This is a genomic window from Janthinobacterium kumbetense (assembly GCF_023703445.1).
In the GTDB taxonomy this organism is placed as follows: domain Bacteria; phylum Pseudomonadota; class Gammaproteobacteria; order Burkholderiales; family Burkholderiaceae_D; genus Janthinobacterium; species Janthinobacterium kumbetense.
On sequence record NZ_JAMQGR010000010.1, the window covers coordinates 67,445 to 94,058 of the forward strand.

The window sequence follows — 26,614 nt, forward strand, 5'->3', positions numbered from 1 at the left end:
ATTAAAGTAACTGGAAAGCAAGATGAGCAAGAAGAAAGTCGTTATCGGCATGTCGGGCGGGGTCGATTCCTCGGTCGCGGCATGGATGCTGAAGGAACAAGGCTATGAAGTCATCGGCCTGTTCATGAAAAACTGGGAAGATGACGACGATTCGGAATACTGCTCCACGCGCCAGGACTGGATCGACGCGGCCAGCGTGGCCGACGTCATCGGCGTCGATATCGAAGCCGTCAATTTCGCCTCCGAATACAAGGACCGCGTGTTCGCCGATTTTTTGCGCGAATACCAGGCCGGCCGCACGCCGAACCCGGACGTGCTGTGCAACGCCGAAATCAAGTTCAAGGCCTTCCTCGACCACGCCATGACCCTGGGCGCCGACCTGATCGCCACCGGCCACTATGCGCGCGTGCGCCAGGCACCCACCGATGCGGGCCGCTACGAGCTGCTGAAAGCCGTCGACGCCAGCAAGGATCAAAGCTACTTCCTGCACCGTTTGAACCAGGCGCAGCTGTCCAAGACCTTGTTCCCGCTCGGTGAAATCCCGAAGACGCAAGTGCGCCAGATCGCCGAGAAACTGGCCCTGCCGAACGCGCAAAAGAAGGATTCGACGGGCATCTGCTTCATCGGCGAACGCCCGTTCCGCGAATTCTTGAACCGCTACCTGTCGTACAAGCCTGGCCCCATGAAGACGGCCGACGGCAAGACCGTGGGCGAACACGTGGGACTGAGTTTTTATACGCTGGGCCAGCGCAAGGGCATCGGCATCGGCGGCGTGAAGTCGTACCAGAACGCGGACGGCAGCAGCGACGCCTGGTATGTGGCGCGCAAGGATATCGCCAACAACACGCTGTGGGTGGTGCAGGGCCATGACCACCCGTGGCTGCTGTCGCCATCCCTGACGGCAGACCAGGCCAGCTGGGTGGCAGGCAGCGCGCCGCAGGCGGGCGCCTTGAGCGCCAAGACGCGCTACCGCCAGGCCGACGTGGCTTGCCAGCTGCTGCCGGACGGGAATGAACTGTTCAGCCTGGCATTTGACCAGGCGCAATGGGCCGTCACGCCAGGCCAGTCGGCCGTGCTGTATGACGGCGACGTGTGCCTTGGCGGCGGCATCATCGCCAGCGCCACAGGCCTGAGCGGCGTCTAGGAATTGCCTTGCGCGGCGGCAGCGAGTGCCTGCTGCTTGCGCACCATGGCAATGACCGTATTGCGCACGGTTTTCAGGACCGTGTCGGCCATGAACGGTTTCACGATGAAGCCCGACACGCCCATGGCGTGGGCCGCCTGCAGCGAGGCGGCGTCGATGCCGCCCGAAACCATGAAAATGAGCGTCTTCGGATACTGGGCGCGGATGGTCTGCACCACGTTGCTCCCGTCTTCCACCTGCTCGCGCGCGATGCACACGAAATGCGGGTGGTGCTTGACCAGCAGCGCCAGCCCCAGCGCGCTGGTATGCGTCTGCCCGCAGACATCGTAGCCGCCATCGGTCAGGACCGTGTTCAGCAGGCCGCGCGCCACGGCGCTGCTATCGATCAGGACTGTCTTTAACATCATGATTACTTTCCTTGCTTGATTTATTCCGTGTTCTGGCCAAAAGAGCTCTATTTTTCCCACACGAGCTTGTTCCAGGTCACGCCTAACGTGACATCCGTTTTCAGCGCCACTAACTTTCTTGAAAGATACAGTATTTCCCGCTCTTTTCGCAGGCTTTCGCCCAGCGCGCCCGGCAAAATGCCCGCGCCGGCCATCACGGCATCGATATTGCCGTAGGCGCGCAACAGTTTCGCGCCCGTCTTCAGGCCAATCTTCGACACGCCGGGGATGCTGTCGGTGACGTCGCCCATCAGCGCCAGCAGGTCGGGCAGCAGTTCCGGCGGCACGCCGAACTTTTTCTCGACCCAGGCGTGGTCGTGCCAGACGCCCTTGAAATGGTCCCACACGAGCGCGCCGTGGGCGATCAAGCCGTGCAAATCCTTGTCGGTGGTGGCGATGACGGCCGCGCCGCGCCCCTCGTGCAGCCAGCGCATGACGGCCGTGCCGATCACGTCATCGGCCTCGACCTCGGGAATGCTGACCACGTGCATGCCGAAGCTGGCCAGCGTGGCGTAAAAGCCGGGCAAGGCGTCGCGCAGCACCTGCGGCATGGGCTGGCGCCCCTCGCGGTAACCGGCATACAGGGCGTGGCGCCAGGTGGGGCCGCCAAAGTCGAAGGCCGGCAGGATATGCGTCGGCTCGTGGTCGTTGATGAGGGTGCGGAACGACGACAGCGCATGGCGCAGCGCGATCTCCGCCTTCAGGTCGGAATCGGGTTCAGGACTGGCTTCGTAGACGCGGCGTACGATATTCAAGCCGTCGATAGCGAGGAGTCTGGCCATGCGGTAAGTGGATACAGGTTGAATCGGGCATTTTACCGTATGGTTCCCCGCATATCGGCCTTGAATGCCGCTTATTTGACGAAATCGTAGGGCCCGCCTTTTTCCAGCGCGCGCTGGTAGGCCGGGCGTGCATGGATGCGCTGCAGGAAGGCCGTCAGCTTGGGCAGGCGCTCGTCGAGTCCGCCGCGCATGGCCGCCGCTTCCAGCGGAAAGCTCATCTGGATGTCGGCCGCCGTGAATTCATTGCCGGCAAACCATTTGGTTTTTTCCAGCTCCGCTTCCATATAGGCCAGCTGGCTGTTGATATTGGGCATGATGAAGCTGCTCTTGACCTTACTGGCGATGCCGCGCGCGATGGGTTTGACGAAAAACGGCATCGGCGACGACTCGACCTTGTCGAACACCAGCTTCAGCAGCAGCGGCGGCATGGCCGAGCCTTCCGCGAAATGCAGCCAGTAGGTCCAGCGCAGCTTGTCCGGCGTGCCCGCCGCCGGGATCAATCGGCCATTGCCGTAGCGCTCGACCAGGTAGTCGATGATGGCGCCCGATTCGGCGATGGTGTTGGCGCCGTCCGTGATCACGGGCGACTTGCCCAGCGGATGCACGGCCTTCAGCGAAGCGGGTGCCAGCATGGTCTTCGGGTCGCGCTGATAGCGCTTGACCTCGTAGTCGAGGCCCAGTTCCTCGAGCAGCCAGAGCACGTGCTGCGAGCGCGAATTGTTCAGATGGTGGACGACGATCATGGTTTTCCCGGTAACAATGGTTGAGTTCCAGTATAGCCGGGGATGGCCGGATCGGGTCAGCGCAAGCGAATCGACGAAAATATTGCGAAAAACAGTATTTTCAATTGATAACTTTTCAATAATCCCTTATCTTGTTTTGTTTCCAATAAGTAAGGAAACCCCTGTGGATTTCGACGCAAACAACACTACTCCCCGACAAGAAGCCATCACCTTCAGTGCCACCGGCAGCGAATACTTCCGTATCTGGATCGTCAACCTGCTGCTGAGCATCGTCACCCTGGGCATTTATTCCGCCTGGGCCAAGGTGCGCCGCAATCGCTACTTTTATTCGAGCACCCACCTGGCGGGCGGCAGCTTCGAATACCACGGCAACGCCGTCGCCATCCTGAAAGGCCGCATCGCCGCCGTGGTGCTGATCGCCGGCTACAACATCGCCTTCCAGGTCTCGCCCATCGTGGGCTTGCTGATGTTCGTGCTGCTGGCCGCCATCCTGCCCTGGCTGGTCTGGAAAAGCCTGCAATTCAAGCTGTACAACACCAGCTACCGCGGCATCCGCTTCGGCTTTGGCGGCAGCGCCAAGGAAGCCTACAAGTACTTCCTGTGGCTGCCCATCCTGAATACCTTCACGGGCGGCCTGATGACGCCTTTCCTGCACCAGCGCCTGAAGCGCTTCCAGCACACGCAAAGCCGTTTCGGCGCCACCCATTTCAGCTTTGACGCCACGGTCGGCAGCTTCTACAAGACCTATTTGCTGTTCTTCGCCCTGCTGCTGGGCGGCTTGCTGGTCCTGATTTTCGTCGTCTTCGGCAGCGTGTTCGCCTCGTTTGCGGCCAATGCGAATGACAAGACCAAGGTTGGCAGCCTGCTGTTTGCCATCGGCGCCCTGTACCTGTGGGCGTTCACCGTGCTGCCGCTGTTCCTGACCATGATCCAGAACCTGATCTGGAACCACACGCGCCTGCAGCAGCACCAGTTCCAGTCGCAGCTGACGTGGGGCCGCACCACCTTCGTCATGCTGAGCAACCTGCTGGGCATCGTCGTCACCCTGGGCCTGTTTACGCCATTCGCCCATGTGCGCTGGCTGAAGTACCGCCTGGAAGCGACGTCCATGCTGGTGCACGGCAACCTGGACGAATTTGTCGCCGCCACGGGCCAGCAAGTATCGGCCACGGGCGAAGGCGTGGTCGACCTGCTGGACTTCGACCTGTCGCTGTAGCATGACGCTCGATCACCACGCGCCGGGTGCGGCCCCCGTGCCCGCGCGCTATTTCGACGGCCAGACCTCGCGCCTGTACCACGTGACGCTCAGCGTGCGCGATGGCCAGGCCGTGCTGGCCGGCGACATCGAGCGCAGCTGCCCGCTGGGCGAACTGCACGTGTCCGAACGCAGCAGCCACGCCGTGCGCAAGGTCAGCTTTGCCGACGGCGCCTACCTGGAAATCGCCGACCAGGCAGCCTTCAACAGCCTGCTGCACGACACGGGCCACCGCGACGGCTGGGTGGTGCGGCTGCAGCAAAGCTGGCGCGGCGCCCTGCTGGCCACGGTGGCCACCATCGTGGCCCTGTGGCTCAGCTATCAATACCTGCTGCCGCTGGCGGCCAAGGGCATCGCGTATGCCCTGCCGCAGTCGGTCGAACGGCAGCTGGGCCAGGGCGTGCTCGACATGCTGGACCGCCATGTATTCGCGCCCAGCCAGCTCGATGGCGCGCGCCAGCAAGCCTTGCGCGCCCAGTTCGCGCGCCTGGCCACGCCCGGCGACAGCACGCCCGAGCACCGCATCGTGTTTCGCAAGAGCAAGATCGGCCCGAACGCGTTTGCCCTGCCGTCCGGCGACATCGTGCTGACCGATGAAATGATCGAACTGCTGCCGGACGACCAGGCCATCATGGGCGTGCTGGCGCATGAACTGGGACACTTGCAGCAGCGCCACCTGACGCGGCGCATCATCCAGACCTCGGCCGTGGGCGCCGGCGCCGCGCTGCTGTTCGGCGACGTGTCGACGGTGGTGGCGACCCTGCCGCCGCTGCTGCTGGACTTGAAGTATTCGCGCGACGTGGAACGCGATGCGGACGACTACGCGATCGCCATGCTGCGCCAGAACGGCATCCCGCTGGAACACCTGGCGCAAGTGTTTGTCGCCCTGGGCAAGCTGGACCACGGCACGCCGTATCTGTCGAGCCATCCGGCCAGCGCCGAACGGGTCGAGCGCATCCGCGCCGCACAACGGTAAACACCTGACCAAACCTACTGCGCGTCGCGCTTTGCGGCCGGCGATGCTCACCGTACTAAAGTACGGTTGCGCTTCTCGGCCACAAATCGCTGCCGCTCGCTACGGTTTTGTCAGGTATCGCACGTATGGATAGCGTCACTCTGACAGTACACTTTGCCAGTCAGCAAGATCTACAAATCACCGGTACACTCAGCAATATCAGCCTGACTTCACCGGAGTGCCCATGCACCTAGTACCATTTCGCTACCTGACCTTCATTGCGACGGCAGCCATCTTTGTCCTGTCCCTGTTTTACTACGATCACTACTGGCTGCCCGTGCTGGCCGGCGCGCTGACCCTGGTCGGCATCAGCGACCTGCTGCAAACGAAGCGCGCCCTGCGCCGCAATTACCCCATCCTCGCGCATTTCCGCTTCTTTTTTGAGAGCATCCGCCCCGAAATCCGCCAGTATTTTCTGGAAAGCGACAGCGAAGCGACGCCGTTCTCGCGCAGCCAGCGCAGCATCGTCTACCAGCGCGCCAAGGAGCAGACGGACAAGCGCCCGTTCGGCACCCAGCTCGACGTGTACGAAGCGGGCTATGAATGGATCAACCATTCCATCGCCCCCGCCAAGGTGACTGGCCACGACTTCCGCATCGACATCGGCAACCATCCGGACTGCCCGCGCGCCAAACCGTATTCGGCCAGCGTCTTCAACATCTCGGCGATGAGCTTTGGCGCCCTGTCGGCCAACGCCATCCTGGCCCTGAACGGCGGCGCGCGCAGCGGCGGCTTCATGCACGACACGGGCGAAGGCAGCATCAGCCCCTACCACCGCGAAAACGGCGGCGACCTGGTGTGGGAAATCGGCTCCGGCTACTTCGGCTGCCGCAACCAGGACGGCACGTTTTCCGAGGAACGCTTCATCGCCAACGCCAGCTCCGAGCAGGTGAAAATGATCGAGCTGAAAATGTCGCAGGGCGCCAAGCCGGGCCACGGCGGCGTGCTGCCCGGGCCGAAAGTGACGATCGAGATCGCCACCACGCGCGGCGTGATGGTGGGCGAGGATTGCGTCTCGCCGGCCGCGCACAGCGCCTTTTCCACGCCGCTGGAAATGCTGCACTTTATCGACCGCCTGCGCACGCTCTCCGGCGGCAAGCCGACGGGCTTCAAGCTGGCCATCGGCCACCCGTGGGAATTCTTCGCCATCGTCAAAGCCATGCTGGAAACGGGCATCACGCCCGACTTCATCGTCGTCGACGGCAGCGAAGGCGGCACGGGCGCCGCGCCCCTGGAATTCACGGATCATGTGGGCACGCCGCTGCAGGAAGCGCTGGTGCTCGTGCATAACACACTGGTGGGCGCCAACCTGCGCAACAGGATCAAGATCGGCTGCTCGGGCAAGATCATCACGGCCTTCGACATCGCCCGCCTGCTGGCGCTGGGCGCCGACTGGTGCAATTCGGCGCGCGGCTTCATGTTCGCCCTGGGCTGCATCCAGTCGCAAAGCTGCCACACGGACCGCTGCCCCACCGGCGTGGCCACGCAAGACCCGCAGCGCCAGCGCGCGCTGGTGGTATCGGACAAGATCTCCCGCGTGGCGCACTTTCACCAGAACACCATGAAGGCGCTGGCCGAACTGATCGCCGCCGCCGGCCTGGCGCATCCGCAGGAACTGCGCCCGCACCACCTGGTGCGGCGCATCTCGCCGAACCAGGTGAAACTGGCCTCGGCCCTGCTGCCCTTCCTCGAAGCGGGCCAGCTGCTCGACCCGAGCCAGCTGCCGCAGCTGCCGCCCGTATTCGGCCTGTACTGGCCGAAGGCGCAATCGGCATCGTTCCAGCGCCTGGATTGAACCCGTCCTTGCGCAAGTGGAGCAATACCACTTAATAACCACTTGCGCAAAAACCCAAATCCAATACAATACCAAAATAAGGTCAAAACCAAGGCAGCTTTCCGGTGAGCGCTCCATTGCGCCGCCGCGGGCCACAATACGGACTTGTCGTCATCAGAATGAATACCGGAGGAGTTGCAGCATGGAGCAGGGTTTGCGCGAGAAAGTAGGACAGCTATTCATGGTGGGCTTCGACGCCCTGCAGGCGGACGAGCATATCAAGACCTTGATACGCGACAAAAAGGTAGGCGGCGTGATCCTGTTCCGCCGCAACGTGCACACGCCAGCGCAAGTGTCCGCCCTGTGCCGCGAACTGCAGGAGATCAACGCGGAAGTATCCGACATTCCGCTGCTGATCTCCATCGACCAGGAAGGCGGCATGGTGATGCGCATCGAGCAGGGCGTCACGCCGATTCCCGCCGCGATGGCTTTCCAGGCGGCCGGCTCCATCGACGATTGCGAACGCATGAACCAGATCAGCGGCGATGAAATGCGCCAGGTGGGCATCAACCTGCTGCTCGCCCCCGTGCTGGACGTGAACAACAACCGCAACAACCCCGTCATCGGCGTGCGCGCGTATGGCGAGGATGCCGCCACCGTCATCGACTACGGCATGGCGGCCATGCGCGGCCAGCGCGCCAGCGGCATGGCCGTCACCGCCAAGCACTTCCCCGGCCACGGCGACACGGCCATCGACACGCATTACGCCATGGCCCTGGTACCGCACGACAAGGAACGCCTGCGCGCCGTGGAACTGGCGCCCTTCCGCGCGGCCATTGCCGGCGGCGTGGACGCCATCATGACGGCGCACGTGGTCTTCCCCGCCTTCGAGTCCGACACCAGCGTGCCGGCCACCCTGTCGAAAGGCGTGCTGACGGACCTGCTGCGCGGCGAGTTGAAATACCAGGGCGTCGTCATTACCGACTGCCTGGAAATGGCAGCCATCGCCGACGGCATCGGCATCGCCCAGGGCGCCATCGCCACCCTGCAGGCAGGCGCCGACATCGTCCTCATTTCGCACCGCGAAGCGCAGCAGACTGCCGCCATCGACGCCGTCATCGCCGCCGTGGAGCGCGGCGACATTGCGCTCTCCCGCATCGACGCGGCCTGTGCCCGCGTGGCTGAACTCAAGCGCAACCGCGCCGTGCGCGACTGGCGCGCCCGCCCGCTCACGCCGCCGGCGCTGATGCAGCCGGCCGCCATGGCCCTGTCGCAGCTGCTGCAAAAAGCGGCATTGCGCGTGCAGGGCGACTACCGCCCGCTCGACGCCAGCCTGCCCGTGACCCTGCTGACGGTGGAAGTGCGTTCGCGCAGCGAAATCGACGAAGTGGCGCTGGGCCGCAACAAGGAAGCGCGCAGTTCGATGCTGCCGGCGCTGCTCGAAGCGGGCCTGGACGTGCGCGAGTACGCCTTGTCGGCCGAGGCGCTGGACGACGAAGTCAATGCGGCCATCGCCTTTGCGCAAGGCGCGCAGCAGATCGTGCTGCAAACATATAACGCCATGTTCGTCGATGGCCAGCGCCGCCTCGTCGACGCCCTGCCGCAGGATAAACTGTGGCTGGTGGCGGGCCGCCTGCCGTATGACCTGGACCTGGCGCCGAAGGCGCAAGGCCGCCTGGCCGCCTTCGGCTGCCGCCCGGCCGCGCTGGTGCCCGTGGTGGAAAAACTGGCGGGCAAGGCGTAAAGCCACGCCCCCTCCTGCACATGCCGGGCCTTGCCCGGCATTTTTTATGCCGCGTCGCAATCGAAGCGCACGCCCGTCATCTGTTCGCTCAGTGTCCATAGCCGGCGCGCCTGCCCGGGGTCGATGGCCCAGCGCCGCACGCCCGGCCCCATGCTGTCGTCCTCCACCAAGGGGGCGATATCGCCATCCTCGCAATACACGCCGCCAATGCCCTCAAGCTGCGCGCTGGTGGCGCACCAGACGGTGGTGGCCGCTCCCTGCGCCACATTCTTGAAACCCGACTGCGGCGGCGGATTCACCTGGCCGGTCTCATCGAGCGCTCCCACCCTGCGCAAATCATCCTGGTCCAGGTGGCGCACCAGCGGCGTCAGGATGGCGCCCGGATGCAGCGAGTAGGCGCGCACGCCGTGCGCCGCACCACGTCGGTCCAGCTCCACGGCAAACAGCGCATTGGCGCTTTTCGACTGCGCATACGCGCGCCATTTGTCGTACGGCTGGCGCAGGAAATGCGGGTCGTCCAGGTCGACGCCCGCCTGCCGGTGTCCCAGCGACGACACGCACACGACGCGCGCGCCCTGCGCCTGCCGCAAGGCGGGCCACAGGCGCGCCGTCAACTGGAAATGCCCCAGGTGATTCGTCGCGAACTGCGCCTCGTAGCCGCGCGCATCGCGCAGCAAGGGCGTGGCCATGATGCCGGCGCCGTTCACCAGCAGGTGCAGGGGGCGGCCGGTGGCAAGGAAGGCGGCCGCGAATGCGTCGATCGATTGCGGATCGAACAGGTCGAGCGCCGCGACCTCCACGCCGGCCATGCCGGCCAGGGCCGCTTGCGCCTGATGCTGGTCGCGCGCCGGCACCAGCACCCTGGCGCCGGCGCCAGCCAGCACGCGCACCGTTTCCAGCCCCAGGCCCGACGCGCCGCCCGTGACGATGGCGTGCACGCCGGACAGGTCGCGGCCAGCCAGCACCTCGCTGGCGGTCGTGGCCGCGCCGAAGCCGGAATGAAGGGGAATTTGCCTGTGATCGCCGTATGTCATGTCTGCCTCTGCATGTGGGTGGCCAGCGCGGGATGGCTGGCGACATGCGTATTTTGCGCGAGCAGTTCTGGACGGTGAATGGCGTAAAATCCGTAATACTATCGCTATCGTCCAGAATTGCCGCCACCATGGATTTGCTCTCCGATGTACTCTCGCTGTTTGATACGCGCAGCTCCTACTTTGCCGGCCTGAAGGCGGGAGGCGAGTGGGCCATCGATTTTCCGCCGCCGGACGGCATCAAGTTCAACGCCGTGATCGAAGGCGCTTGCTGGCTGACGGTCGCGGGTATCGACGCTCCCGTGCAGCTGCAGACGGGCGACTGCTTCCTGCTGGCGCCGGGACGCGCGTTCACCCTGGCCAGCACGCCCGGCTTGCCGGCCGCGCCAGCGCTGGAAGTGTACCGGCATACGCAGCAGGGCGTGGCCCGCCACGGCGCGCCGCAGCACGATTTCTTCCTCATCGGCGGGCGCTTCCACTTTGGCGACGAGGCGGCCATCCTGCTCGACTGCCTGCCGCCGCTGCTGCACGTGCGCGGCGATACGGACCAGGCCAGCGTGCTGCACTGGGCCTTGCAACGGCTGGCGCAGGAACTGCAGGCGACGGCGCCCGGCGCGGCGCTGATGACGCGCCACCTTGGCCACATGATGCTGCTGCAAATGCTGCGCCAGTATCTTGAAGCGCAGGCCTCGCACCCGGTGGGCTGGCTGTTCGCGCTGGCCGATCCACGGCTGCGCGCCGCCATCGAGGCCATGCACGCGCAACCGGCGCGGCGCTGGACCTTGTCGCAGCTGGCTGCCGTCGCGGGGCAGTCGCGCTCCGCCTTTGCCTTGCACTTCAAGAAGCGGGTGGGCGTAACGCCGCTCGACTATCTGCTGCGCTGGCGCATGCGCCTGGCCACGCGGCGCCTGAAGGGCGGCAGCGCACCCGTCACCTTGATCGCGCAGGCGCTGGGCTACGATTCCGACAGCGCCTTCAGCCACGCCTTCAAGCGCGTCATGGCTTGCTCGCCGCGCCAGTACCGGCTGCGCCACGCGGATGCGCAGGCGTAAAAAAAACCCGCGCTTGCGGGTTTTAATCATACAAGGTCAGCGCGCCGGCACCGGCGGCAAGGCCGCCACCGCCAGCAAGGCAAACGGTCCGAGAAACAGGCCGATGCCGAACCACAGTCCCCCGTGGCGGCCGCGCCGGCTGGCCAGCAGCCAGGTGGCGACCGCAAACAAAAACATGAAGATCAACAGTATCGCCATTGCCACTCCTTGCCATGCGGAAAGCCCAGTGTAGCCCACGGGCGCGCCCGTGGCTACACTGCAATTAGCGCTGCACCTGCATCAGTATCACGCGCTTGCTGCTGCCATCGGCTGGCGGCGCGCTTGACGGCGGCGGCGGGCTGTCGCACGAGCCGCAGGAACCGCAACCGCTGCCGCAGCCCGGCGCCACCTTGAAGAAGGTCGACATCTTCGCTTCATCGAGGCCGCAGCGCACGAGGCCCCGCACGATGGCGCGGCGCACGCCCGCCGGCAGGTACTTGGTTGAAAAATGCAACAGCGCGGCTGCGACGATCAGGGCGACGATGAGGGTTTGCCACATGGTTTTCTCCTAAGCGCCCAGCATCAGGGCGACACGGTACGTGATGAACGAGGCGGCATACGCCAGGGCAAACATGTAGCCGGCCATCAGCAGCGGATAGCGCCAGCCGCCCGTCTCGCGCTTGACCACGGAGAGCGTCGACAGGCACTGCGGCGCGAACACATACCAGGCCAGCAAGGACAGCGCGGTCGCCAGCGACCACGAATGGGCGATCAGCGGCTCCAGGGTGGTGGCCAGCGCGTCGCCCGTTTGCGACAGCGCATACACGGTACCCAGGGCGCCCACGGCCACTTCGCGCGCCGCCATGCCCGGCACCAGCGCGATGCAGATCTGCCAATTGAAGCCGATGGGCGCGAAGATCACTTCCAGGCCGCGGCCCAGGATGCCGGCCAGGCTGTAGTAGATCGGCGGGTGGATGGCGTTATCCGGCGCGCCGGGGAAGGTGCTGAGGAACCACAGGATGATCATCAGGCTCAGGATGATGGTACCGACGCGCGTGAGGAAGATCTTCGCGCGCTCCCACAGGCTGACGGCCAGGTTGCGCAAGTGCGGCCAGTGATAGGCGGGCAATTCCAGCATCAGCGGCTGGTTGCCGCGCACGCCCATGCCGCGCTTCATGACCCAGGCCACGGCCATGGCCGAGATGATGCCGGCGAAGTACAGCACGAACAGCACCAGGCCTTGCAGGCTCAGATAGCCCCATACCTGGCGTTCCGGGATGAAGGCGGCGATGATCAGCGCATACACGGGCAGGCGCGCCGAACACGTCATCAGCGGCGCGATCATGATGGTGACCAGACGGTCGCGCGGATTCTGGATGGTACGCGCCGCCATCACGCCGGGAATGGCGCAGGCAAAGCTCGACAGCAGCGGGATGAAGGCGCGGCCGGACAGGCCCACGCCGCCCATCAGGCGATCCAGCAGGAAGGCGGCGCGCGGCAGGTAGCCGCAGTCTTCCAGGCTCAGGATGAAGAAGAACAGGATCAGTATCTGCGGCAGGAACACCAGCACGCTGCCGACGCCGCCGATGATGCCTTCCACCAGCAAGCTTTTCAGGTGACCGTCTGGCATGTTCGCCGTCAGTACGGCGCCCAGGTGGCCCACGCCATCGGTGATCATTTCCATCGGCGTGGCGGCCCAGGCAAACACGGCCTGGAAGATCAGGAACATCAGCACGGCCAGGATGATGGGACCGAACACGGGGTGCAGCACCACGTCGTCGATCTTTTCCGTCAGGTTGCCCTTGTCGCTCGTGTCATTGCTGACGGCGGACAGGATGCGGCGCACTTCGCGCTGGGTTTCTTCGACGGTGACGGCATCGATGGCCGCCAGCGGTTTCGCTTCCACGGCCGGCAGCGGCAGCATGGCGTCGATGGCGTTCAGCAAGGCTTTTTCGCCATCGTGCTGCACCGCCACGGTTTCCACCACGGGCATGCCCAGTTCCTGCGACAGTTTCACCGTGTCGATCAGCATGCCGCGCTTGCGCGCCACGTCCGTCATGTTCAGCGCCAGCAGCATGGGCAGGCCCAGGCGCTTGACTTCCAGCACCAGGCGCAGATTCAGGCGCAGGTTGGTGGCGTCGACCACGCAGATGATGGCGTCCGGACGCGGGTCGCCGCGGCGCAAGCCGCCCACCACGTCGCGCGTGATGGCTTCATCGGGCGTGGTGGCCGACAGGCTGTAGGCGCCCGGCAGATCGAGCAGGCGCACGGGCTTGCCGGCTGGCGAGGTGAAATGGCCTTCCTTGCGCTCGATGGTCACGCCGGCGTAGTTCGCCACTTTCTGGCGCGCGCCCGTCAAACGGTTGAACAGGGCGGTCTTGCCGCAGTTCGGATTGCCCAGCAAGGCAATTTGTGGCTGATGCGGCGGCTTGTGCACGCCTGCATCCACGATAGTTTCGACAGCACCCATGGTCATTCCGGTTGAAGCAGCGGTTGAATCGTAATCAGCGCCGCTTCGAAGCGGCGCAGTGCGAACGTGGCATTGCCGACCTTGATGGCCAGCGGATCGCCGCCGGGAATGCCGCGCTTGAGCATGCGGATTCGTTCGCCGGGAACGAACCCCAGCTCCATCAGGCGGCGGGCCAGGTCGACGCCGTCCTCCGTCTGTCCTGCCGTGTGGGGCGTGATATGCAACACCGTGCCGCTCTGGCCGACTGCCAGCGCATCGAGCGTCATCATGGGTGGAACTAGAGTCATGAGCAAATTCCGTTCAAATTAAGAACACCTGATACCGGCGACGGCGCAAGGCGCCTTGCACCGGTTCCAGGTTTGTGAGGTAAAACGCAACTGTTGCGCATTACCGACAAGCGGCCATTCAATCTGTCCAGACGGTGACCGTCCGAGACAATACCAGCATTATAAACATGAATGCGAATAGTTTTTATTTAGCCCGGAGAGCCGCCCCCATCAAGGGCTGCGTCATTCGGAAACATGGCCTGTGAAGCTGCGGCGCCAGGCCGCCAATTGCCGCACACTTGATCAAAATCACTTGCATTGTCCCCCGCTTTGCGCGACAATGAAACGTAATGATAATGATTCTCATTAAAACACTAGCAACAATGCTTTCCAGCACTAGTGTCTGCTCATCCTCTAGCCAGAAGGTGTATCAATGATTGTATGTGTCTGCAACAACATATCTGATCGTGAAATCCGTCAAGCCGTCGATCTTGGCCTGTCCAGCATGGCCGAACTGCGCCGCGACCTGGGCGTGGCCACCTGCTGCGGCAAATGCCACACCTGCGCGCGGGAAGTGCTGAACGATCACCTGAACGCCACCGTGGCGCTGCAAGAAACCGTATTGATGCGAGCTGTACTGACAAACTAAAGAAAGCGATGAACGCCATGACGATGATGCCCCCGCCCGTAACGGTGCAGGCCGTGCAGCAATTTGCCGACTTCGACAAGAAGCGCAACAAATTCGCGCCGCTGATGGCCATCGTCGTCCTGCACATCGCCGGCTTTTACGCCATCCAGAGCGGCCTGCTGAGCCGTGTGGTCACGGCGGCCATGCCGACCATCACCACCATCAGCATCATCGCCCCGCCGGCGCCGCCCAAGCCGCCAGCACCGTCCGTACCGAAAACCGTGGAATTGAGCGCCCCCGTGCCGCGCGCCGTGATCCCGCCGCTGCCGCTGATCGCCGTGGCGCCGAGCGAACCGACGATCACGCCGCCGCAGCCGACGCGCGCCGAAGCGGCACCGGTTGCCACCGCCGCGCCGACAGCGCCATCGACACCGTCGCCGACGCCACCGGCGCCGTCGACGCCGCGCACCGTCAGCAGCGTCGAATACATCAAGGCGCCGCAACTGATCTACCCGAATCTGTCGCGCCGCCTGGGCGAGAGCGGCACCGTGGTGTTGCGCATCCTGATCAATGAAAAGGGCTTGCCCGAGCAAATCCTGATCCATAAATCGACCGGCTACGGCAACCTCGATGAAGCGGGCCGCCAGGCAGCCCAGCGCGCGCTGTTCAAGCCGATGATCGAAAACGGCAAGCCTGTTCCCGTGTACGTGTTAGTACCGCTGACCTTCCAACTGAGCTAGCCTTCCGGCGGCCCTTGCGCCGCTGCCAGCCCGCAAGCACCGCACCCTGTGCCCTGCTTGCTTTTTTGCGCCCTGTTTTCTGTACCAGTCAAGCAACTGCTTGTTTCAGTCTGCCAGCCTACATCCCCGGGCCAGGCAGACTTTTTTTTGCGCGCTACATCTCCGCCCACATCCTGAGCAGGTTGTGATAATGCCCCGTCAAGCCCACCGTCGCCGGCGAATCGCCGTGTTCTCCGCGCACGCTCTGGATGTTTTGATCGAGCTCAAACAGCATGCTGCGCTTCCAATCCTCGCGCACCATGCTTTGCGTCCACAGGAAGGAGCAGATGCGCTCGCCGCTGGTGACGGGCAGTACCTGATGCACGCTGCTCGACGGATACACGATCACGTCGCCGGCCGGCAATTTCACTTCATGCGTGCCATACGCGTCGACCACCACCAGCTCGCCGCCTTCGTACTCGTCCGGCTCGCTCAGGAACACGGTCGACGAGACGTCGGCGCGCATCGATTGCATGCCGTTTTTCGGCGTGCGGATGGCGCCGTCGATATGCAAGCCGTAGTGCTCGCCGCCCGCATAGCTGTTGAAGAACGGCGGCAGGATGCGCAGCGGCAGCACGGCTGAAAAGAACAGGGGATTGGCCATCAGCGCGCGGCTGACGATCTCGCCCAGTTCCAGCGCCAGCGGCGAACCTTCCGCCAGCTGGCGGTTGCGCTTGACTTGCGCGCCTTGCGCCCCGACGCTGGCGCGCCCGTCGACCCAGTCCGTCTGCGCCAGGCGCTGGCGAAACTGCGTGACCTGTTCCGGCGTCAGCACGCCGGGTATATGCAGCATCATCTTGCTATCCTTTTTCAGTAAATATCGCTGCCTGATTATCGCATCGCCGGCAGCGGCCAAGAAGACACAAAAGCAAGAACGGAGCAACATTTCCCGCCTTTTCAGCGCGGCCATGCAGGCGCGCCAGCAGCAGCAAAAAAGCGCCAGGAACGCGAATGAGAATGGCCATCATTTTCCTTAGCAAATAAAAAACGGAAAAATGTGCCAATCCATTTGAGAATGGGTTTTATTCGCACGATATTTACGTTAAAAAGACGGAAAAATGCCGTTTACCGCCCGAAATCGCCCATATTTTGCGCTATCATGCGGGCATAGCGAAACCGGCAACCTGCGCGCCACCAGGCAGCCAGCGCCACCCGGCAGTGAACGCCAGCAGCCTCCGGTTTCATCATCGAACGCGACACAGAACAAAGGAAATCCCATGAAGGGCGATAAAGAAGTCATCCGCATGCTCAACGCACAGCTCACCAACGAACTGTCGGCCATCAACCAGTACTTCCTGCATGCGCGCATGTACAAGCACTGGGGCCTGGAGAAGCTGGGCAAGAAGGAATACGAAGAATCGATCGGCGAAATGAAACACGCCGACAAGCTGATCGACCGCATCCTGATGCTCGACGGCCTGCCGAACCTGCAAGCGCTGCACAAGCTGCTGATCGGCGAGAACACGCCGGAAATGCTGGAATGCGACTTGAAGCTGGAACGCGCCGCGCACGCCACCGTCAAGGAAGGCATCGCCATCAGCGAAAAAGCGGGCGACTACGTCTCGCGCGACTTGTTCCTGATGATCCTGGAAGATACGGAAGAACATATCGACTGGCTGGAAACGCAGATCGACCTGATCGCCAAAGTCGGCATCCAGAACTACCTGCAAAGCCAGATGGCGATTGAAGAGTAATTTTTCTTCGAGGCAGATAAAAAAACCGGCAATCGCCGGTTTTTTTACGTCCGCGCCTTTACTGCGGCACGGTATCCTTGAACGATGGGCGTTCGGACAATTTGTCGAACAGGCGCGCCAGCGCGGGGTGATCGGCGCGCCAGTCGATTTCCGGGAAGCGGAAGCTGAGCCAGCCCAGGGTGCAGCCCACGGCCACGTCGGCCAGCGTGTAGTTCTTGCCGGCGCAATATGCGCTCTCGCCCAGGCGCGCTTCCAGCGCCGCCAGGCCCAGGGTGACTTTGTCCAGCTGGCGCGCGATCCAGGCCGCGCTTTGCTGCTCGGGCGGGCGCTGCGTGCGCTCCAGGCGCACCAGCACGCCCGCGTCGAGAATGCCGTCGGCCAGCGCTTCCCAGTTCTTGATATCGGCCCGCTCGCGGCCGTTGCCGCCGGCCGGCAGCAGCTTGCACACGGGCGTGAGCGTGTCGAGGTATTCGACGATGACTTTCGAATCGATCAAGGTGCTGCCATCCTCCATCACCAGGCAGGGCACCTTGCCCAAGGGATTGGCCTGGGCGATGCGGGTTTCCGGCACCCACACGTTTTCCAGCTCGAAGACATAGTCGAGCTTTTTTTCCGCCAGCACGATGCGGGCTTTGCGGACATACGGGCTGGCGAGGGAACCGATCAGTTTCATAGGTACTTTAAGGTAAGGGAGCAGCAAGCAGTATAGCATCGGCGGCAGCGCTGTTTGGCAGCACGCGCCCGGCGGCCCCTCGTGTGTGGCAGGCACGCCGCATCGGCGCCGGATTCGGCCAGATTGCGCTGCGCCGGCGGCCAACGGACGGCTGGCCAGCGGCCAGCGGTGGTAAAATCGCCCTTTACTGTGGCGCCGTCAGTGTTGCTGTATTGCAATAGCCCTGCCCTCCCCGCGCGCCACACGCCAACCGTTTCTTTAACTTGCGTCCGCTCTCATGACTTCTACTACTCCGTATTCCACGCTGTCGGCCCTGTCTCCGCTCGATGGCCGCTACGCCAGCAAGACCGATCTGCTGCGCCCGATCCTGTCCGAAGCCGGTTTCATGCACCACCGCGTGAAAGTGGAAATCTCCTGGCTGCAAGCGCTGTCGCAAGCCGGTTTCGCCGAAATCAAGCCGTTTTCGGCCGAAGCGAGCGCCCTGCTCGACAAGATGGCAGCCGACTTCTCGGAAGCCGACGCGGCCCGCATCAAGGCCATCGAAGCGGTCACCAACCATGATGTCAAGGCCGTCGAGTACTGGCTGAAGGAACAAGTGGCAGACGTGCCGGAACTGGTGGCGGCGTCGGAATTCATCCATTTCGCCTGCACCTCGGAAGACATCAACAACACTTCGCACGGCATGATGCTGAAAGCGGCCCGCGATGGCGTGATGCTGCCGGCCTTGAACGGCCTGGTGGCAAAGCTGACGCAAATCGCGCACGACAATGCGGACGTGCCGATGCTGTCGCGCACGCACGGCCAGACGGCCAGCCCGACCACCCTGGGCAAGGAATTTGCCAACGTCGTGGCCCGCCTGCAGCGCGCCGTAAAACGCATCGAGCAAGTGGAAATCCTCGGCAAGATGAATGGCGCCGTCGGCAACTACAACGCCCACCTGTCCGCCTACCCCGGCTTCGACTGGCCGGCTTTCTCCAAGGCCGTCATCGAACAGCGCCTGGGCCTGGTGTTCAATCCGTACACCATCCAGATCGAGCCGCACGACTACATGGCCGAGCTGTTCGACGCCTTCGCGCGCGCCAACACGATCTTGCTCGACCTGAACCGCGACATCTGGACGTACGTGTCGCTGGGCTACTTCAAGCAAAAACTGAAAGCGGGCGAAATCGGTTCCTCGACCATGCCGCACAAGGTCAACCCGATCGACTTCGAAAACTCGGAAGGCAACCTGGGCCTGGCCAACGCCGTGCTGAAACACCTGTCGGAAAAACTGCCCGTCTCGCGCATGCAGCGCGACCTGACCGATTCGACCGTGCTGCGCAATATCGGCGTGGGCCTCGGTTACACCCTGCTGGCCTATGACAGCTGCCTGCGCGGCTTGAACAAGCTGGAAGTGAACCATGCGCGCCTGGCGCAAGACCTGGACGCGACGTGGGAAGTGCTGGCCGAGCCCGTGCAAACCGTGATGCGCCGCTATGGCATCGAAAACCCGTACGAGCAGCTGAAAGAGCTGACGCGCGGCAAGGGCATCTCGAAAGAAGCGCTGCAAACCTTCGTCAATGGCCTGGCCATTCCGCAGGATGCCAAGGACGTGCTCCTGACCATGACGCCGGCTAACTACATCGGTATCGCCGCGCAATTGGCCAAAGCCATCTAAGCAGTTTCCACATGGGGATCCTCACGATCCCACTCCCGCGGGGCGGCCAGCACACAAATGCTGCCCGCCCCGCGGTTTTTCCGGCAATCTTTCTTGTAGAATCTGCAGCACGCAGCGCAATTTGCTTTTCTTTGGTATATTAGGCCGAATTAGTCCTAACACGTACTACTTTCAAGAAAGCCGTCGATGCAACGCTACACCACCACCGCCATCATCCTGCACTGGCTGACCGCCCTGCTGATCATCAGCGCCTTCGTCATGGGCCTGGTCATGGTCGACATTCCCGGCCTGACGCCCACCAAACTCAAATATTTCTCGTGGCATAAGTGGCTGGGCGTGACCGTGCTGGCCATCGCCGCCATCCGCCTGTTATGGCGCAAGGCCAACGTGCCGCCACCACACCCTGCCAGCATGGTGGCCTGGCAAAAGAAGGCGGCCGACGCCATGCACGTGCTGCTGTATATCCTGATCTTCGCCGTGCCCGTCTCCGGCTACCTGTACACCCTGGCCGCCGGCGTTCCCGTGGTCTATCTGGGCCTGTTCCAGCTGCCCGTCATCATGGCGCCGAATCCGGAACTTAAGCCACTTTTAAAAGAGATTCATTATGTTCTGAACATGACGATGGCCGCCGCCGTGGCCGCCCATGTGCTGGCGGCGCTGAAGCACCAGTTCATCGACCGCGATGGCGTACTGAAACGCATGCTGCCATAGGAACGTCGAACCAAACCTGCTGCGCGTCGCGATTTGCGGTTTTGTCCGGCGTTCCAAGCCCTTCTTAATCTGCTTTGCTCACTGAAACTCCAGGAAAAATAAGATGAAAACCACCCAACGCATCGTCCTCGCTTCCCTGCTGGGCCTGTCCGTGGCCGCCACCGCCGCCACCCTGCTGAAAGTCGATCCCGCCAAGACCAGCGTGTCGGCCGTGTTCAAGCAAATGAACGTGCCCGTGGAAGCGAAGTTCAAGAAATTCAATATCGCCATCGATTACAACCCGGCCACGCCGGATGCGTCGAAAGCATCGGTGGAAATCGAGACGGCCAGCATCGATATCGGCGACCCGGAATACAACAAGGAAGTGGCCAAGAAAGAATGGTTTAACGCGGCCCAGTTTCCGAAAGCCACCTTCGTCTCGAGCAGCATCAAGGCCGCCGGCGCGGGCAAGCTGACGGTCAGCGGCAAGCTGAGCATCAAAGGCAAGACCACCGACGTGACCTTCCCCCTGACGGTGAAAGCCGACGGCGGCAAATATGCATTCGACGGCGCCCTGCCGATCAAGCGCCTGACCTACAACATCGGCGAAGGCGAGTGGAAAGACACGAGCATGGTTGCCGATGAGGTCACCATCAAGTTCCACGTCGCCGCGCAGTAACACCTGAGAAAACGTCCATGGCTGCGTTGCTCTTGCCTTGCCCTGAACGTTTTTCAACCGTTACTGATTAAAATCACACCACCAACCGGTTCTCTTTAGGATATTGATGAAACTTAAGCACTTGATGATCGCCGTGCTGGCAGCCGCCGGCGCCGGTTCGGCCATGGCCGCTACCGACACCTACAACCTCGACCCGACGCACACCTTCCCCAGCTTCGAAGCCGATCACATGGGCATGTCCGTGTGGCGTGGCAAGTTCAACAAGACCAAGGGGACGGTCACCCTGGACCGCGCCGCCAAGGCGGGCAGCCTGGACCTCGTCATCGATGCCGATTCGATCGACTTCGGCCTGGACGCCATGAACACGCACGCGAAGAAAGCGGACATGTTCAACGTCGAGAAATTCCCTGAAATCACCTACAAGAGCAAGTCGTTCAAGTTCAACGGCGAGCAACTGGTGGAAGTCGATGGCGAACTGACCCTGCTGGGCGTGACCAAGCCCGTCAAATTGAACGTGAGCAAGTTCAAGTGCATCATGCACCCGCGCTACAAGCGTGAAGTGTGCGGTGCCGATGCCACGGCAGAATTCAAGCGCAGCGACTTTGGCTTGAACTACGGCATGCCGGCGTTCTCGCCCGAAGTCAAGCTGGCCATCCAGGTGGAAGCCATCAAGGCCGATTAAACACTGCCTTGCCGCATGACAAGCCCGCCTCGCTGCCCGCAGCCAGGCGGGCTTTTGCATGCGCCATGCGAATCCGCTGGACTTTTCTATCGTGCGGCATCAGTATCAATTTGCCATGACGTGCAGGCCGCACCGCTCTGGCACAACCACTCATCCATCGCGCGGAGGATTACATGAATTTCATTATCTGGATCGTTATTGGCGGTGTCATCGGCTGGCTGGCCAGCATGGTCATGAAAACGGATGCGCAACAGGGCATCTTCCTCAATATCGTCGTCGGTATCGTCGGCGCCTTCCTGGGCGGCTGGCTGCTGGCGCCCCTGTTCGGCACGGGTACCATCAACAGCGACAATTTCAGCCTGTCGTCGCTGCTCGTCTCGTTCCTGGGCGCCGTGATCCTGCTGGGCATCGTGAATCTTTTGCGCCGCGGCAAAATACGCTAAGCAGACCAAAAGCAGCGCATCCGCAAATGGCCGGGCCGCGCAGGCGCCCGGCCATTTTTATTGCTGCCAGGACAATTGTATGGACAATACCACAGCCGCGGCACGGGAAAATGCCCGCTGGCAGCCGCTTTCTCCCCCTGCAGTGTCGAAAATAGTGCTATTTAAACAAGCAACTACAAACATGCCGCCGGGAAAATGTGATTGACTAGTGCGAGTTCGGTGCGGATACTCTAGGTCGCCCGCTGAGAAAAAACACTGGGTACACGTTGGTTCCGACTTCCCTTCATGTAAAAGACTAGAACTCGAATGAAAAAATCTTTAATCGCGCTCGCTATCCTGAGCAACTTCGCACACGCCGACGAAGGCATGTGGATGCCCCAACAGCTGCCACAAGTAGCCAAGGAACTGAAAGCGGCCGGACTGAAACTCGATCCGACCACCCTGACCAAACTGACCGAGTTCCCGATGGGCGCCATCGTCAGCCTGGGCGGTTGCTCGGCCTCGTTCGTCTCGCCGCAAGGCCTGGTTGCCACCAACCACCATTGCGTCTACAACAGCGTAGCGGTCAATTCGACCAAGGAGCGCGATTTGCTGGCCAACGGTTTCCTGGCCAAGACGTTCGCTGAAGAATTGCCGGCCGCCCCAGGCAGCCGCATCTTCGTCACCTCCGCCGTGACCAATGTCAGCGACAAGATCATCACCGCCGACGTGGCCAAGCTGCAAGGCAAGGCACGCATCGACGCGATCGAGAAAAACCAGAAGAAACTGGTCGCCGAATGCGAAAAAGAAGCCGGTTTCCGCTGCACCGTGTCGAGCTACTACGGCGGCCTGGAGTTCTACCTGATCAAGCAACTGGAAATCCGCGACGTGCGCCTGGTGCACGCGCCTCCTGCCGGCGTGGGCAAGTTCGGCGGCGACACCGACAACTGGATGTGGCCACGCCACACGGGCGACTACGGTTTCTACCGCGCCTATGTCAGCAAAGACGGCAAAGCTGCCGACTTCAGCAAGGACAACGTGCCGTACCAGCCAAAACACGTGCTGAAACTGGCCAAGGATGGCTTGAAAGAAGGCGATTTCGTGATGGCGCTGGGCTACCCTGGCCGTACCAACCGTCACCGCCTGCCATCGGAAGTGGCGTTCACGTTTGACTGGAACTACCCGGCCTTCGTGAAAGCGTCGGGCGAAACCCTGGCCATCATCGCGCGCGAAACCAAGGACAACAAGGATGTTGCCCTGAAATACGCGGGCCAGGTGGCTGGCGTGAACAATTACTACAAGAACCGCCAAGGCATGCTCGATTCGTACGCGGGCAGCGACTTCCTGGCACGCAAGACGGCAGAACATGAAGCCCTGAAAACCTGGGTCAACGCGAATGCTGCCCGCAAGGCGGAATTTGCCGGCGACATCGAGCAAGTGGAAAAGCTGATCGCCGAGCGCGATGCCGACACCAAGCGCGATTTCTTCCTGGGCTACGCACAGCCACGCCTGCTGAACACGGCACGCAGCCTGTACCGCCTGTCCAACGAAAGCACCAAGGCCGATACGGAACGCAAGTCCGGCTACCAGTCGCGCGACTTGCCACGCCTGGAAGCGGGCATCACGTCGGTCGAGCGCACCTACGATGAAAAAGTCGACAAGGCGCTGGTACTGAACAGCCTGGCCAAGTACGCCGCGCAACCGGCAGCACAGCGCCGCGCCAGCTTTGACGCCGCCATCGGCATCAAGGACGGCATGTCGCAAGCCGACCTGTCCGCCGCCCTGGACAAACTGTATGCGGGCAGCAAGCTGGCCGACAAGGCCGAGCGCGCAGCATGGCTGAAACGCACGCCAGCCGAATTCCAGGCCAGCAAGGACAGCTTCATCCAGGCAGCCGTCGCCATGTATCCGGATTCGCTGAAAAACGAAGCGGAAGACGAAGAACTGGCAGGCAAGATCCAGCAAGCCTACGCCAACTACATGAAAGCAAAAATTGCCTTCATGAAGAGCAAAGGCCAAGCCGTCTATCCTGACGCCAACAGCACCCTGCGCGTCACCTTCGGCCGCGTTGCCGGCCGTGACCATGGCGCCGACGGCACCACCTGGACCGCGTTCACCACCGTCAATGGCGTCGTGGCCAAAGCCACGGGCCAGGGCGAGTTCAATGCACCGGCAAATCAACTGGCCGCGATCAAAGCCAAGGACTTCGGTAAATTCGTCGATCCGAAGCTGAAAACCGTGCCGGTCGACTACCTGGCGACCCTGGACATCACCGGCGGCAATTCCGGTTCGGCTGCGCTGAACTCGAAAGGCGAATTCATCGGTCTGGCCTTCGATGGCACCTTGGACTCGATCATTTCCGATTGGGACTACAACAAGGCCAACACCCGTTCGATCCAGGTCGACCTGCGCTACATGTTGTGGAACATGAAACACATCGACCACGCGGATAACCTGCTGAAAGAAATGGGCGCTGAATAACAAAAAGCAATAACCCGGCAACGGGCGCTTTAGCCTGAGCCACTCCTGCGGGAGTGGCTTTTTTTCGCCTAACGTTTTACTTTGGTAAAACGGTAAGGCACGGCTTGCTCTGCGCCAAACACTTGCGCGCTGCTACTTCCCAGCGGCAACATAACCCGCCGGCCATCCTGCAGCAGCAGGGCCAGGTCGGCGCCGGGAAAGCGCTGCGCCAGCAACGGATAGGCTTGCCGTTCGATGGGGGCGGCGGGAATCACGATGCGGTAATCGCTCTCGCCAAAGTCCAGCAGCAGCGCGGGAAGCGCTTCAAGCCCCGGCAATGCCGTGATGCGCAGGCGCGCGCTTCCCTTGACGAGCTCGAAGGCCGACCACAGGGGCAAGGTGCGCTGCGTGGCGCCGATCTGCAGCAGCGGCGCGTGGCGCGCATCCGCCGACGTCAGCACGATGTCAGGCCGCTCTTCCGGCACGGCGCCATCGATGGCCAGCAACCAGCCCCGGTAGCGTATCAACGCGCCCTGCGCAACGGCCGTGACGGATCCGCCCTGCGCCACCGGTTCCTTGCCCGCAGGCAAGCGCAATGGCGCCGCCTGCGCCGCCAGGCCTATCCCCCACACCAGCGCCGCCATCGCTGCCATCGCCGCCTTGCCCATGCCGCCTCCCCTTGCGCGTGAAACGTATTCATAACACAAGTATGGCAACGAGCCCCTGCGGCGCCTCAAGGCAGGAGCGCCGGTGCTACAATTGGCCCCTAGCGGGCGTACTTACCCAGCGCGCCTTCCCCCTCCCAGACTCAGACCGCTATGCCACCAGACTTGCGCACGACCTACGAACTCGGTAACCACAACCAGACCACGACCTGGCTGGAATGCATCACCTTCTATCAAGATCTTGCCGCACGCTATCCGCAGGTGCTGCACTTCGAACAGATCGGCCTGTCCGACTCGGGCGTGCCCATCCACGCTGGCGTCGTCAGCGCGGACGGCGTGTTTGACCGCGAGCAAATCAAGCGCGCAGGCCGCACCGTGTTCTTCAACAATAACGGCATCCACCCGGGCGAACCGGAAGGCATCGACGCCTGCATGGCCATCGTGCGCGACCTCTGCACGCAGCCGGAGCGCCTGGCGGCGCTGGGCAGCACGGTATTGCTGTTCATTCCGATCTACAACGTCGATGGCAGCCTGAACCGCGCCAACACGTCGCGGGTGAACCAGGATGGCCCGGAGCAATTCGGTTTCCGCGGCAACAGCCGCCACCTGGACTTGAACCGCGATTTCATCAAGTGCGACAGCCTGAACGCGCAGGTGTTCAACCGCCTGCTGGCCAGCTGGGACCCGGACGTGATGGTCGACACGCACACGTCGAACGGCGCCGACTATCCGTACACGATGACCTTGATCCACACGCAGACGGATAAGCTGGGCAATGGCCTCGGTCCCTTCCTGCAAGACACCATGCTGCCGCACATCTTTGCGCAGATGGAACAAGCCGGCTGGCCCACCTGCCCGTACGTGAACCCCGTCAAGGATAGCCCCGACCACGGCATCGCCGAATTCCTCGAAGTGCCCCGTTTCTCGACGGGCTTTGCGGCCTTGCATCACGTCATCGGTTTCATGCCGGAAACGCACATGTTGAAACCGTTTGCCGACCGCTACGCTTCCATGCGCGCCCTGCTCGACATCACCATGGCGTTCACGGTCAAACATGGCGAACAGATCAAGCAGCTGCGCGCGCAAGCGAAGGCGGCCGGACGCACGCAAGCCGCATGGCCGATCCACTGGACCATGAATGAAGAACAGCCGTCGACCTTCCCCTTCAAGGGCTATGCGGCGCAATACACGCCGAGTCTGCTGGGCGACTACCAGCGCCTGTCCTACGACCGCTCGCAGCCGTGGGAACGCGATATCAAGTATTACAACCGCTTCGATGCGGACGTCACCGTGGCCGCGCCGAAAGCCTATATCGTGCCGCAAGCGTGGCGCGAAGTCATCGAACGGCTGCGCTGGAACGGCGTCGAAATGCACCGCATCACCACCGAACAGACGCTAACGGCGCGCTACTACCATATCACCGACGTCGGCACGCGGGCCACGGCCTACGAAGGCCACATGTTCCACGACAATGTGGAACTGGAAACGCGCACGGGCCAGTTCACCGTGCAGGCAGGCGATTATGTCGTCAGCCTGGACCAGGACAACGCCCGCTACGCCGTGGAAACCCTGGAGCCGCAGGCGCACGACAGCTTCTTCCGCTGGGGTTTCTTCAACAGCGTGCTGGAGAAGAAAGAAGCGTTTTCCGATTACGTGTTCGAAGACATGGCATCCGAGCTGCTGCGCGACGAGCCGGCGCTGGCCGCCAAGTTTGCTGAGTGGAAAGCAGCGAATCCCGCCCTGCTGAGCAATCAGGAAGCCGTGCTGAATTTCATCTTTGCACACTGCCAGCGCTTTGCCGAGCCAGAATGGCGTAGATATCCCGTAATTGCCCTGATGTAAATCAAGGCTGTAGCGACTGCAACATCCTGGCGCCGCATCGGA

General features: G+C 62.5%; 28 protein-coding genes. 16 read left to right on the top strand and 12 right to left on the bottom strand.

All coding sequences use genetic code 11. From position 1 onward, the window contains the following. The first annotated feature begins 22 nt into the window (after positions 1 to 22). Entirely contained in the window at positions 23 to 1,144 is a 1,122-nt protein-coding gene (mnmA, locus tag NCG91_RS22790) for a tRNA 2-thiouridine(34) synthase MnmA (RefSeq protein WP_251351315.1), read from the top strand. Here the strand turns inward: mnmA and NCG91_RS22795 are convergent. The 3 genes from NCG91_RS22795 to NCG91_RS22805 all read right to left on the bottom strand — a co-directional run bounded on the left by NCG91_RS22795 (position 1,141) and on the right by NCG91_RS22805 (position 3,115). After that, positions 1,141 to 1,548 (bottom strand): response regulator, encoded by a 408-nt coding sequence (locus tag NCG91_RS22795; protein WP_034779039.1) that lies wholly within the window; start codon positions 1,546 to 1,548, stop codon positions 1,141 to 1,143. The two genes, mnmA and NCG91_RS22795, sit on opposite strands and share 4 nt — an antisense overlap. Positions 1,549 to 1,598: 50 nt before the next feature. Then, positions 1,599 to 2,372: a 5'-3' exonuclease gene (locus NCG91_RS22800; RefSeq protein WP_034778849.1), complete on the bottom strand. Its 774-nt coding sequence runs from the start codon at positions 2,370 to 2,372 to the stop codon at positions 1,599 to 1,601. Positions 2,373 to 2,443: 71 nt separating this feature from the next. Further along, complete coding sequence (locus NCG91_RS22805; protein WP_251351316.1) at positions 2,444 to 3,115, bottom strand: glutathione S-transferase; 672 nt, start codon at positions 3,113 to 3,115, stop codon at positions 2,444 to 2,446. 163 nt (positions 3,116 to 3,278) lie between these two features. Here NCG91_RS22805 and NCG91_RS22810 point away from each other — a divergent pair, with 163 nt between their 5' ends. The 4 genes from NCG91_RS22810 (at position 3,279) to nagZ (ending at position 8,903) form a co-directional block, all read left to right on the top strand. Then, positions 3,279 to 4,331 carry a YjgN family protein gene (locus tag NCG91_RS22810; RefSeq protein WP_251351317.1) on the top strand — a complete coding sequence of 351 codons (1,053 nt, stop codon included), beginning with the start codon at positions 3,279 to 3,281 and terminating at the stop codon, positions 4,329 to 4,331. Between the two features lies 1 nt (position 4,332). Further along, positions 4,333 to 5,346, top strand: coding sequence for a M48 family metallopeptidase (locus tag NCG91_RS22815; RefSeq protein ID WP_251351318.1), 1,014 nt, complete (start codon positions 4,333 to 4,335; stop codon positions 5,344 to 5,346). Between the two features lie 223 nt (positions 5,347 to 5,569). After that, positions 5,570 to 7,180, top strand: coding sequence for an FMN-binding glutamate synthase family protein (locus NCG91_RS22820; protein WP_251351319.1), 1,611 nt, complete (start codon positions 5,570 to 5,572; stop codon positions 7,178 to 7,180). A 181-nt stretch (positions 7,181 to 7,361) separates the two neighbouring features. After that, positions 7,362 to 8,903, top strand: coding sequence for a beta-N-acetylhexosaminidase (gene nagZ / locus NCG91_RS22825; protein WP_251351320.1), 1,542 nt, complete (start codon positions 7,362 to 7,364; stop codon positions 8,901 to 8,903). A gap of 44 nt (positions 8,904 to 8,947) precedes the next feature. On the opposite strand, the gene NCG91_RS22830 is transcribed toward nagZ, so the two are convergent. Continuing rightward, positions 8,948 to 9,937 (bottom strand): oxidoreductase, encoded by a 990-nt coding sequence (locus tag NCG91_RS22830; RefSeq protein ID WP_251351321.1) that lies wholly within the window; start codon positions 9,935 to 9,937, stop codon positions 8,948 to 8,950. Positions 9,938 to 10,065: 128 nt separating this feature from the next. Here NCG91_RS22830 and NCG91_RS22835 point away from each other — a divergent pair, with 128 nt between their 5' ends. Continuing rightward, entirely contained in the window at positions 10,066 to 10,986 is a 921-nt protein-coding gene (locus NCG91_RS22835; protein ID WP_251351322.1) for an AraC family transcriptional regulator, read from the top strand. A gap of 36 nt (positions 10,987 to 11,022) precedes the next feature. Here NCG91_RS22835 and NCG91_RS22840 read toward each other — a convergent pair whose 3' ends face one another. The 4 genes from NCG91_RS22840 to NCG91_RS22855 form a co-directional block, all read right to left on the bottom strand. Next, entirely contained in the window at positions 11,023 to 11,184 is a 162-nt protein-coding gene (locus NCG91_RS22840) for a hypothetical protein (protein ID WP_161784184.1), read from the bottom strand. A gap of 64 nt (positions 11,185 to 11,248) precedes the next feature. Further along, entirely contained in the window at positions 11,249 to 11,524 is a 276-nt protein-coding gene (locus NCG91_RS22845) for a hypothetical protein (protein WP_099666235.1), read from the bottom strand. A gap of 9 nt (positions 11,525 to 11,533) precedes the next feature. Next, positions 11,534 to 13,435 (bottom strand): ferrous iron transporter B, encoded by a 1,902-nt coding sequence (gene feoB, locus NCG91_RS22850; RefSeq protein WP_251351323.1) that lies wholly within the window; start codon positions 13,433 to 13,435, stop codon positions 11,534 to 11,536. Positions 13,436 to 13,437: 2 nt separating this feature from the next. Continuing rightward, on the bottom strand, positions 13,438 to 13,722 hold the full coding sequence (locus tag NCG91_RS22855) for a FeoA family protein (RefSeq protein WP_077408814.1): 285 nt from the start codon (positions 13,720 to 13,722) through the stop codon (positions 13,438 to 13,440). 412 nt (positions 13,723 to 14,134) lie between these two features. Between NCG91_RS22855 and NCG91_RS22860 the strand changes: the two genes are divergently transcribed. Then, positions 14,135 to 14,350 (top strand): (2Fe-2S)-binding protein, encoded by a 216-nt coding sequence (locus tag NCG91_RS22860; protein ID WP_034745611.1) that lies wholly within the window; start codon positions 14,135 to 14,137, stop codon positions 14,348 to 14,350. Between the two features lie 17 nt (positions 14,351 to 14,367). Then, positions 14,368 to 15,069: an energy transducer TonB gene (locus NCG91_RS22865; RefSeq protein ID WP_077409313.1), complete on the top strand. Its 702-nt coding sequence runs from the start codon at positions 14,368 to 14,370 to the stop codon at positions 15,067 to 15,069. A 154-nt stretch (positions 15,070 to 15,223) separates the two neighbouring features. On the opposite strand, the gene NCG91_RS22870 is transcribed toward NCG91_RS22865, so the two are convergent. Both NCG91_RS22870 and NCG91_RS22875 read right to left on the bottom strand, forming a co-directional pair. Continuing rightward, positions 15,224 to 15,904, bottom strand: coding sequence for a Fe2+-dependent dioxygenase (locus NCG91_RS22870; RefSeq protein WP_077408815.1), 681 nt, complete (start codon positions 15,902 to 15,904; stop codon positions 15,224 to 15,226). A 4-nt stretch (positions 15,905 to 15,908) separates the two neighbouring features. Next, positions 15,909 to 16,073 (bottom strand): hypothetical protein, encoded by a 165-nt coding sequence (locus NCG91_RS22875; protein ID WP_251351324.1) that lies wholly within the window; start codon positions 16,071 to 16,073, stop codon positions 15,909 to 15,911. Positions 16,074 to 16,325: 252 nt separating this feature from the next. Between NCG91_RS22875 and bfr the strand changes: the two genes are divergently transcribed. Then, positions 16,326 to 16,802, top strand: coding sequence for a bacterioferritin (gene bfr, locus NCG91_RS22880; protein WP_034745609.1), 477 nt, complete (start codon positions 16,326 to 16,328; stop codon positions 16,800 to 16,802). Between the two features lie 58 nt (positions 16,803 to 16,860). On the opposite strand, the gene NCG91_RS22885 is transcribed toward bfr, so the two are convergent. Continuing rightward, on the bottom strand, positions 16,861 to 17,475 hold the full coding sequence (locus NCG91_RS22885; RefSeq protein WP_099666233.1) for a glutathione S-transferase N-terminal domain-containing protein: 615 nt from the start codon (positions 17,473 to 17,475) through the stop codon (positions 16,861 to 16,863). Between the two features lie 277 nt (positions 17,476 to 17,752). Between NCG91_RS22885 and purB the strand changes: the two genes are divergently transcribed. The 6 genes from purB to NCG91_RS22915 all read left to right on the top strand — a co-directional run bounded on the left by purB (position 17,753) and on the right by NCG91_RS22915 (position 24,086). Continuing rightward, positions 17,753 to 19,132 carry an adenylosuccinate lyase gene (gene purB / locus NCG91_RS22890; RefSeq protein ID WP_128141671.1) on the top strand — a complete coding sequence of 460 codons (1,380 nt, stop codon included), beginning with the start codon at positions 17,753 to 17,755 and terminating at the stop codon, positions 19,130 to 19,132. A gap of 186 nt (positions 19,133 to 19,318) precedes the next feature. Next, positions 19,319 to 19,843, top strand: coding sequence for a cytochrome b (locus NCG91_RS22895; protein WP_046684510.1), 525 nt, complete (start codon positions 19,319 to 19,321; stop codon positions 19,841 to 19,843). 103 nt (positions 19,844 to 19,946) lie between these two features. Continuing rightward, positions 19,947 to 20,501, top strand: coding sequence for a YceI family protein (locus NCG91_RS22900; protein ID WP_034778891.1), 555 nt, complete (start codon positions 19,947 to 19,949; stop codon positions 20,499 to 20,501). 106 nt (positions 20,502 to 20,607) lie between these two features. Next, entirely contained in the window at positions 20,608 to 21,183 is a 576-nt protein-coding gene (locus NCG91_RS22905) for a YceI family protein (RefSeq protein ID WP_251351325.1), read from the top strand. A gap of 173 nt (positions 21,184 to 21,356) precedes the next feature. Then, positions 21,357 to 21,626: a GlsB/YeaQ/YmgE family stress response membrane protein gene (locus tag NCG91_RS22910; protein ID WP_071075198.1), complete on the top strand. Its 270-nt coding sequence runs from the start codon at positions 21,357 to 21,359 to the stop codon at positions 21,624 to 21,626. Positions 21,627 to 21,932: 306 nt separating this feature from the next. After that, positions 21,933 to 24,086, top strand: coding sequence for a S46 family peptidase (locus tag NCG91_RS22915; RefSeq protein ID WP_251351326.1), 2,154 nt, complete (start codon positions 21,933 to 21,935; stop codon positions 24,084 to 24,086). Between the two features lie 68 nt (positions 24,087 to 24,154). On the opposite strand, the gene NCG91_RS22920 is transcribed toward NCG91_RS22915, so the two are convergent. Continuing rightward, a complete protein-coding gene (locus NCG91_RS22920) occupies positions 24,155 to 24,733 on the bottom strand; it encodes a hypothetical protein (RefSeq protein WP_251351327.1) in 579 nt (192 codons plus the stop codon). 150 nt (positions 24,734 to 24,883) lie between these two features. Between NCG91_RS22920 and NCG91_RS22925 the strand changes: the two genes are divergently transcribed. After that, positions 24,884 to 26,572, top strand: coding sequence for a M14 family zinc carboxypeptidase (locus tag NCG91_RS22925; RefSeq protein ID WP_251351328.1), 1,689 nt, complete (start codon positions 24,884 to 24,886; stop codon positions 26,570 to 26,572). Positions 26,573 to 26,614 lie beyond the last annotated feature (42 nt).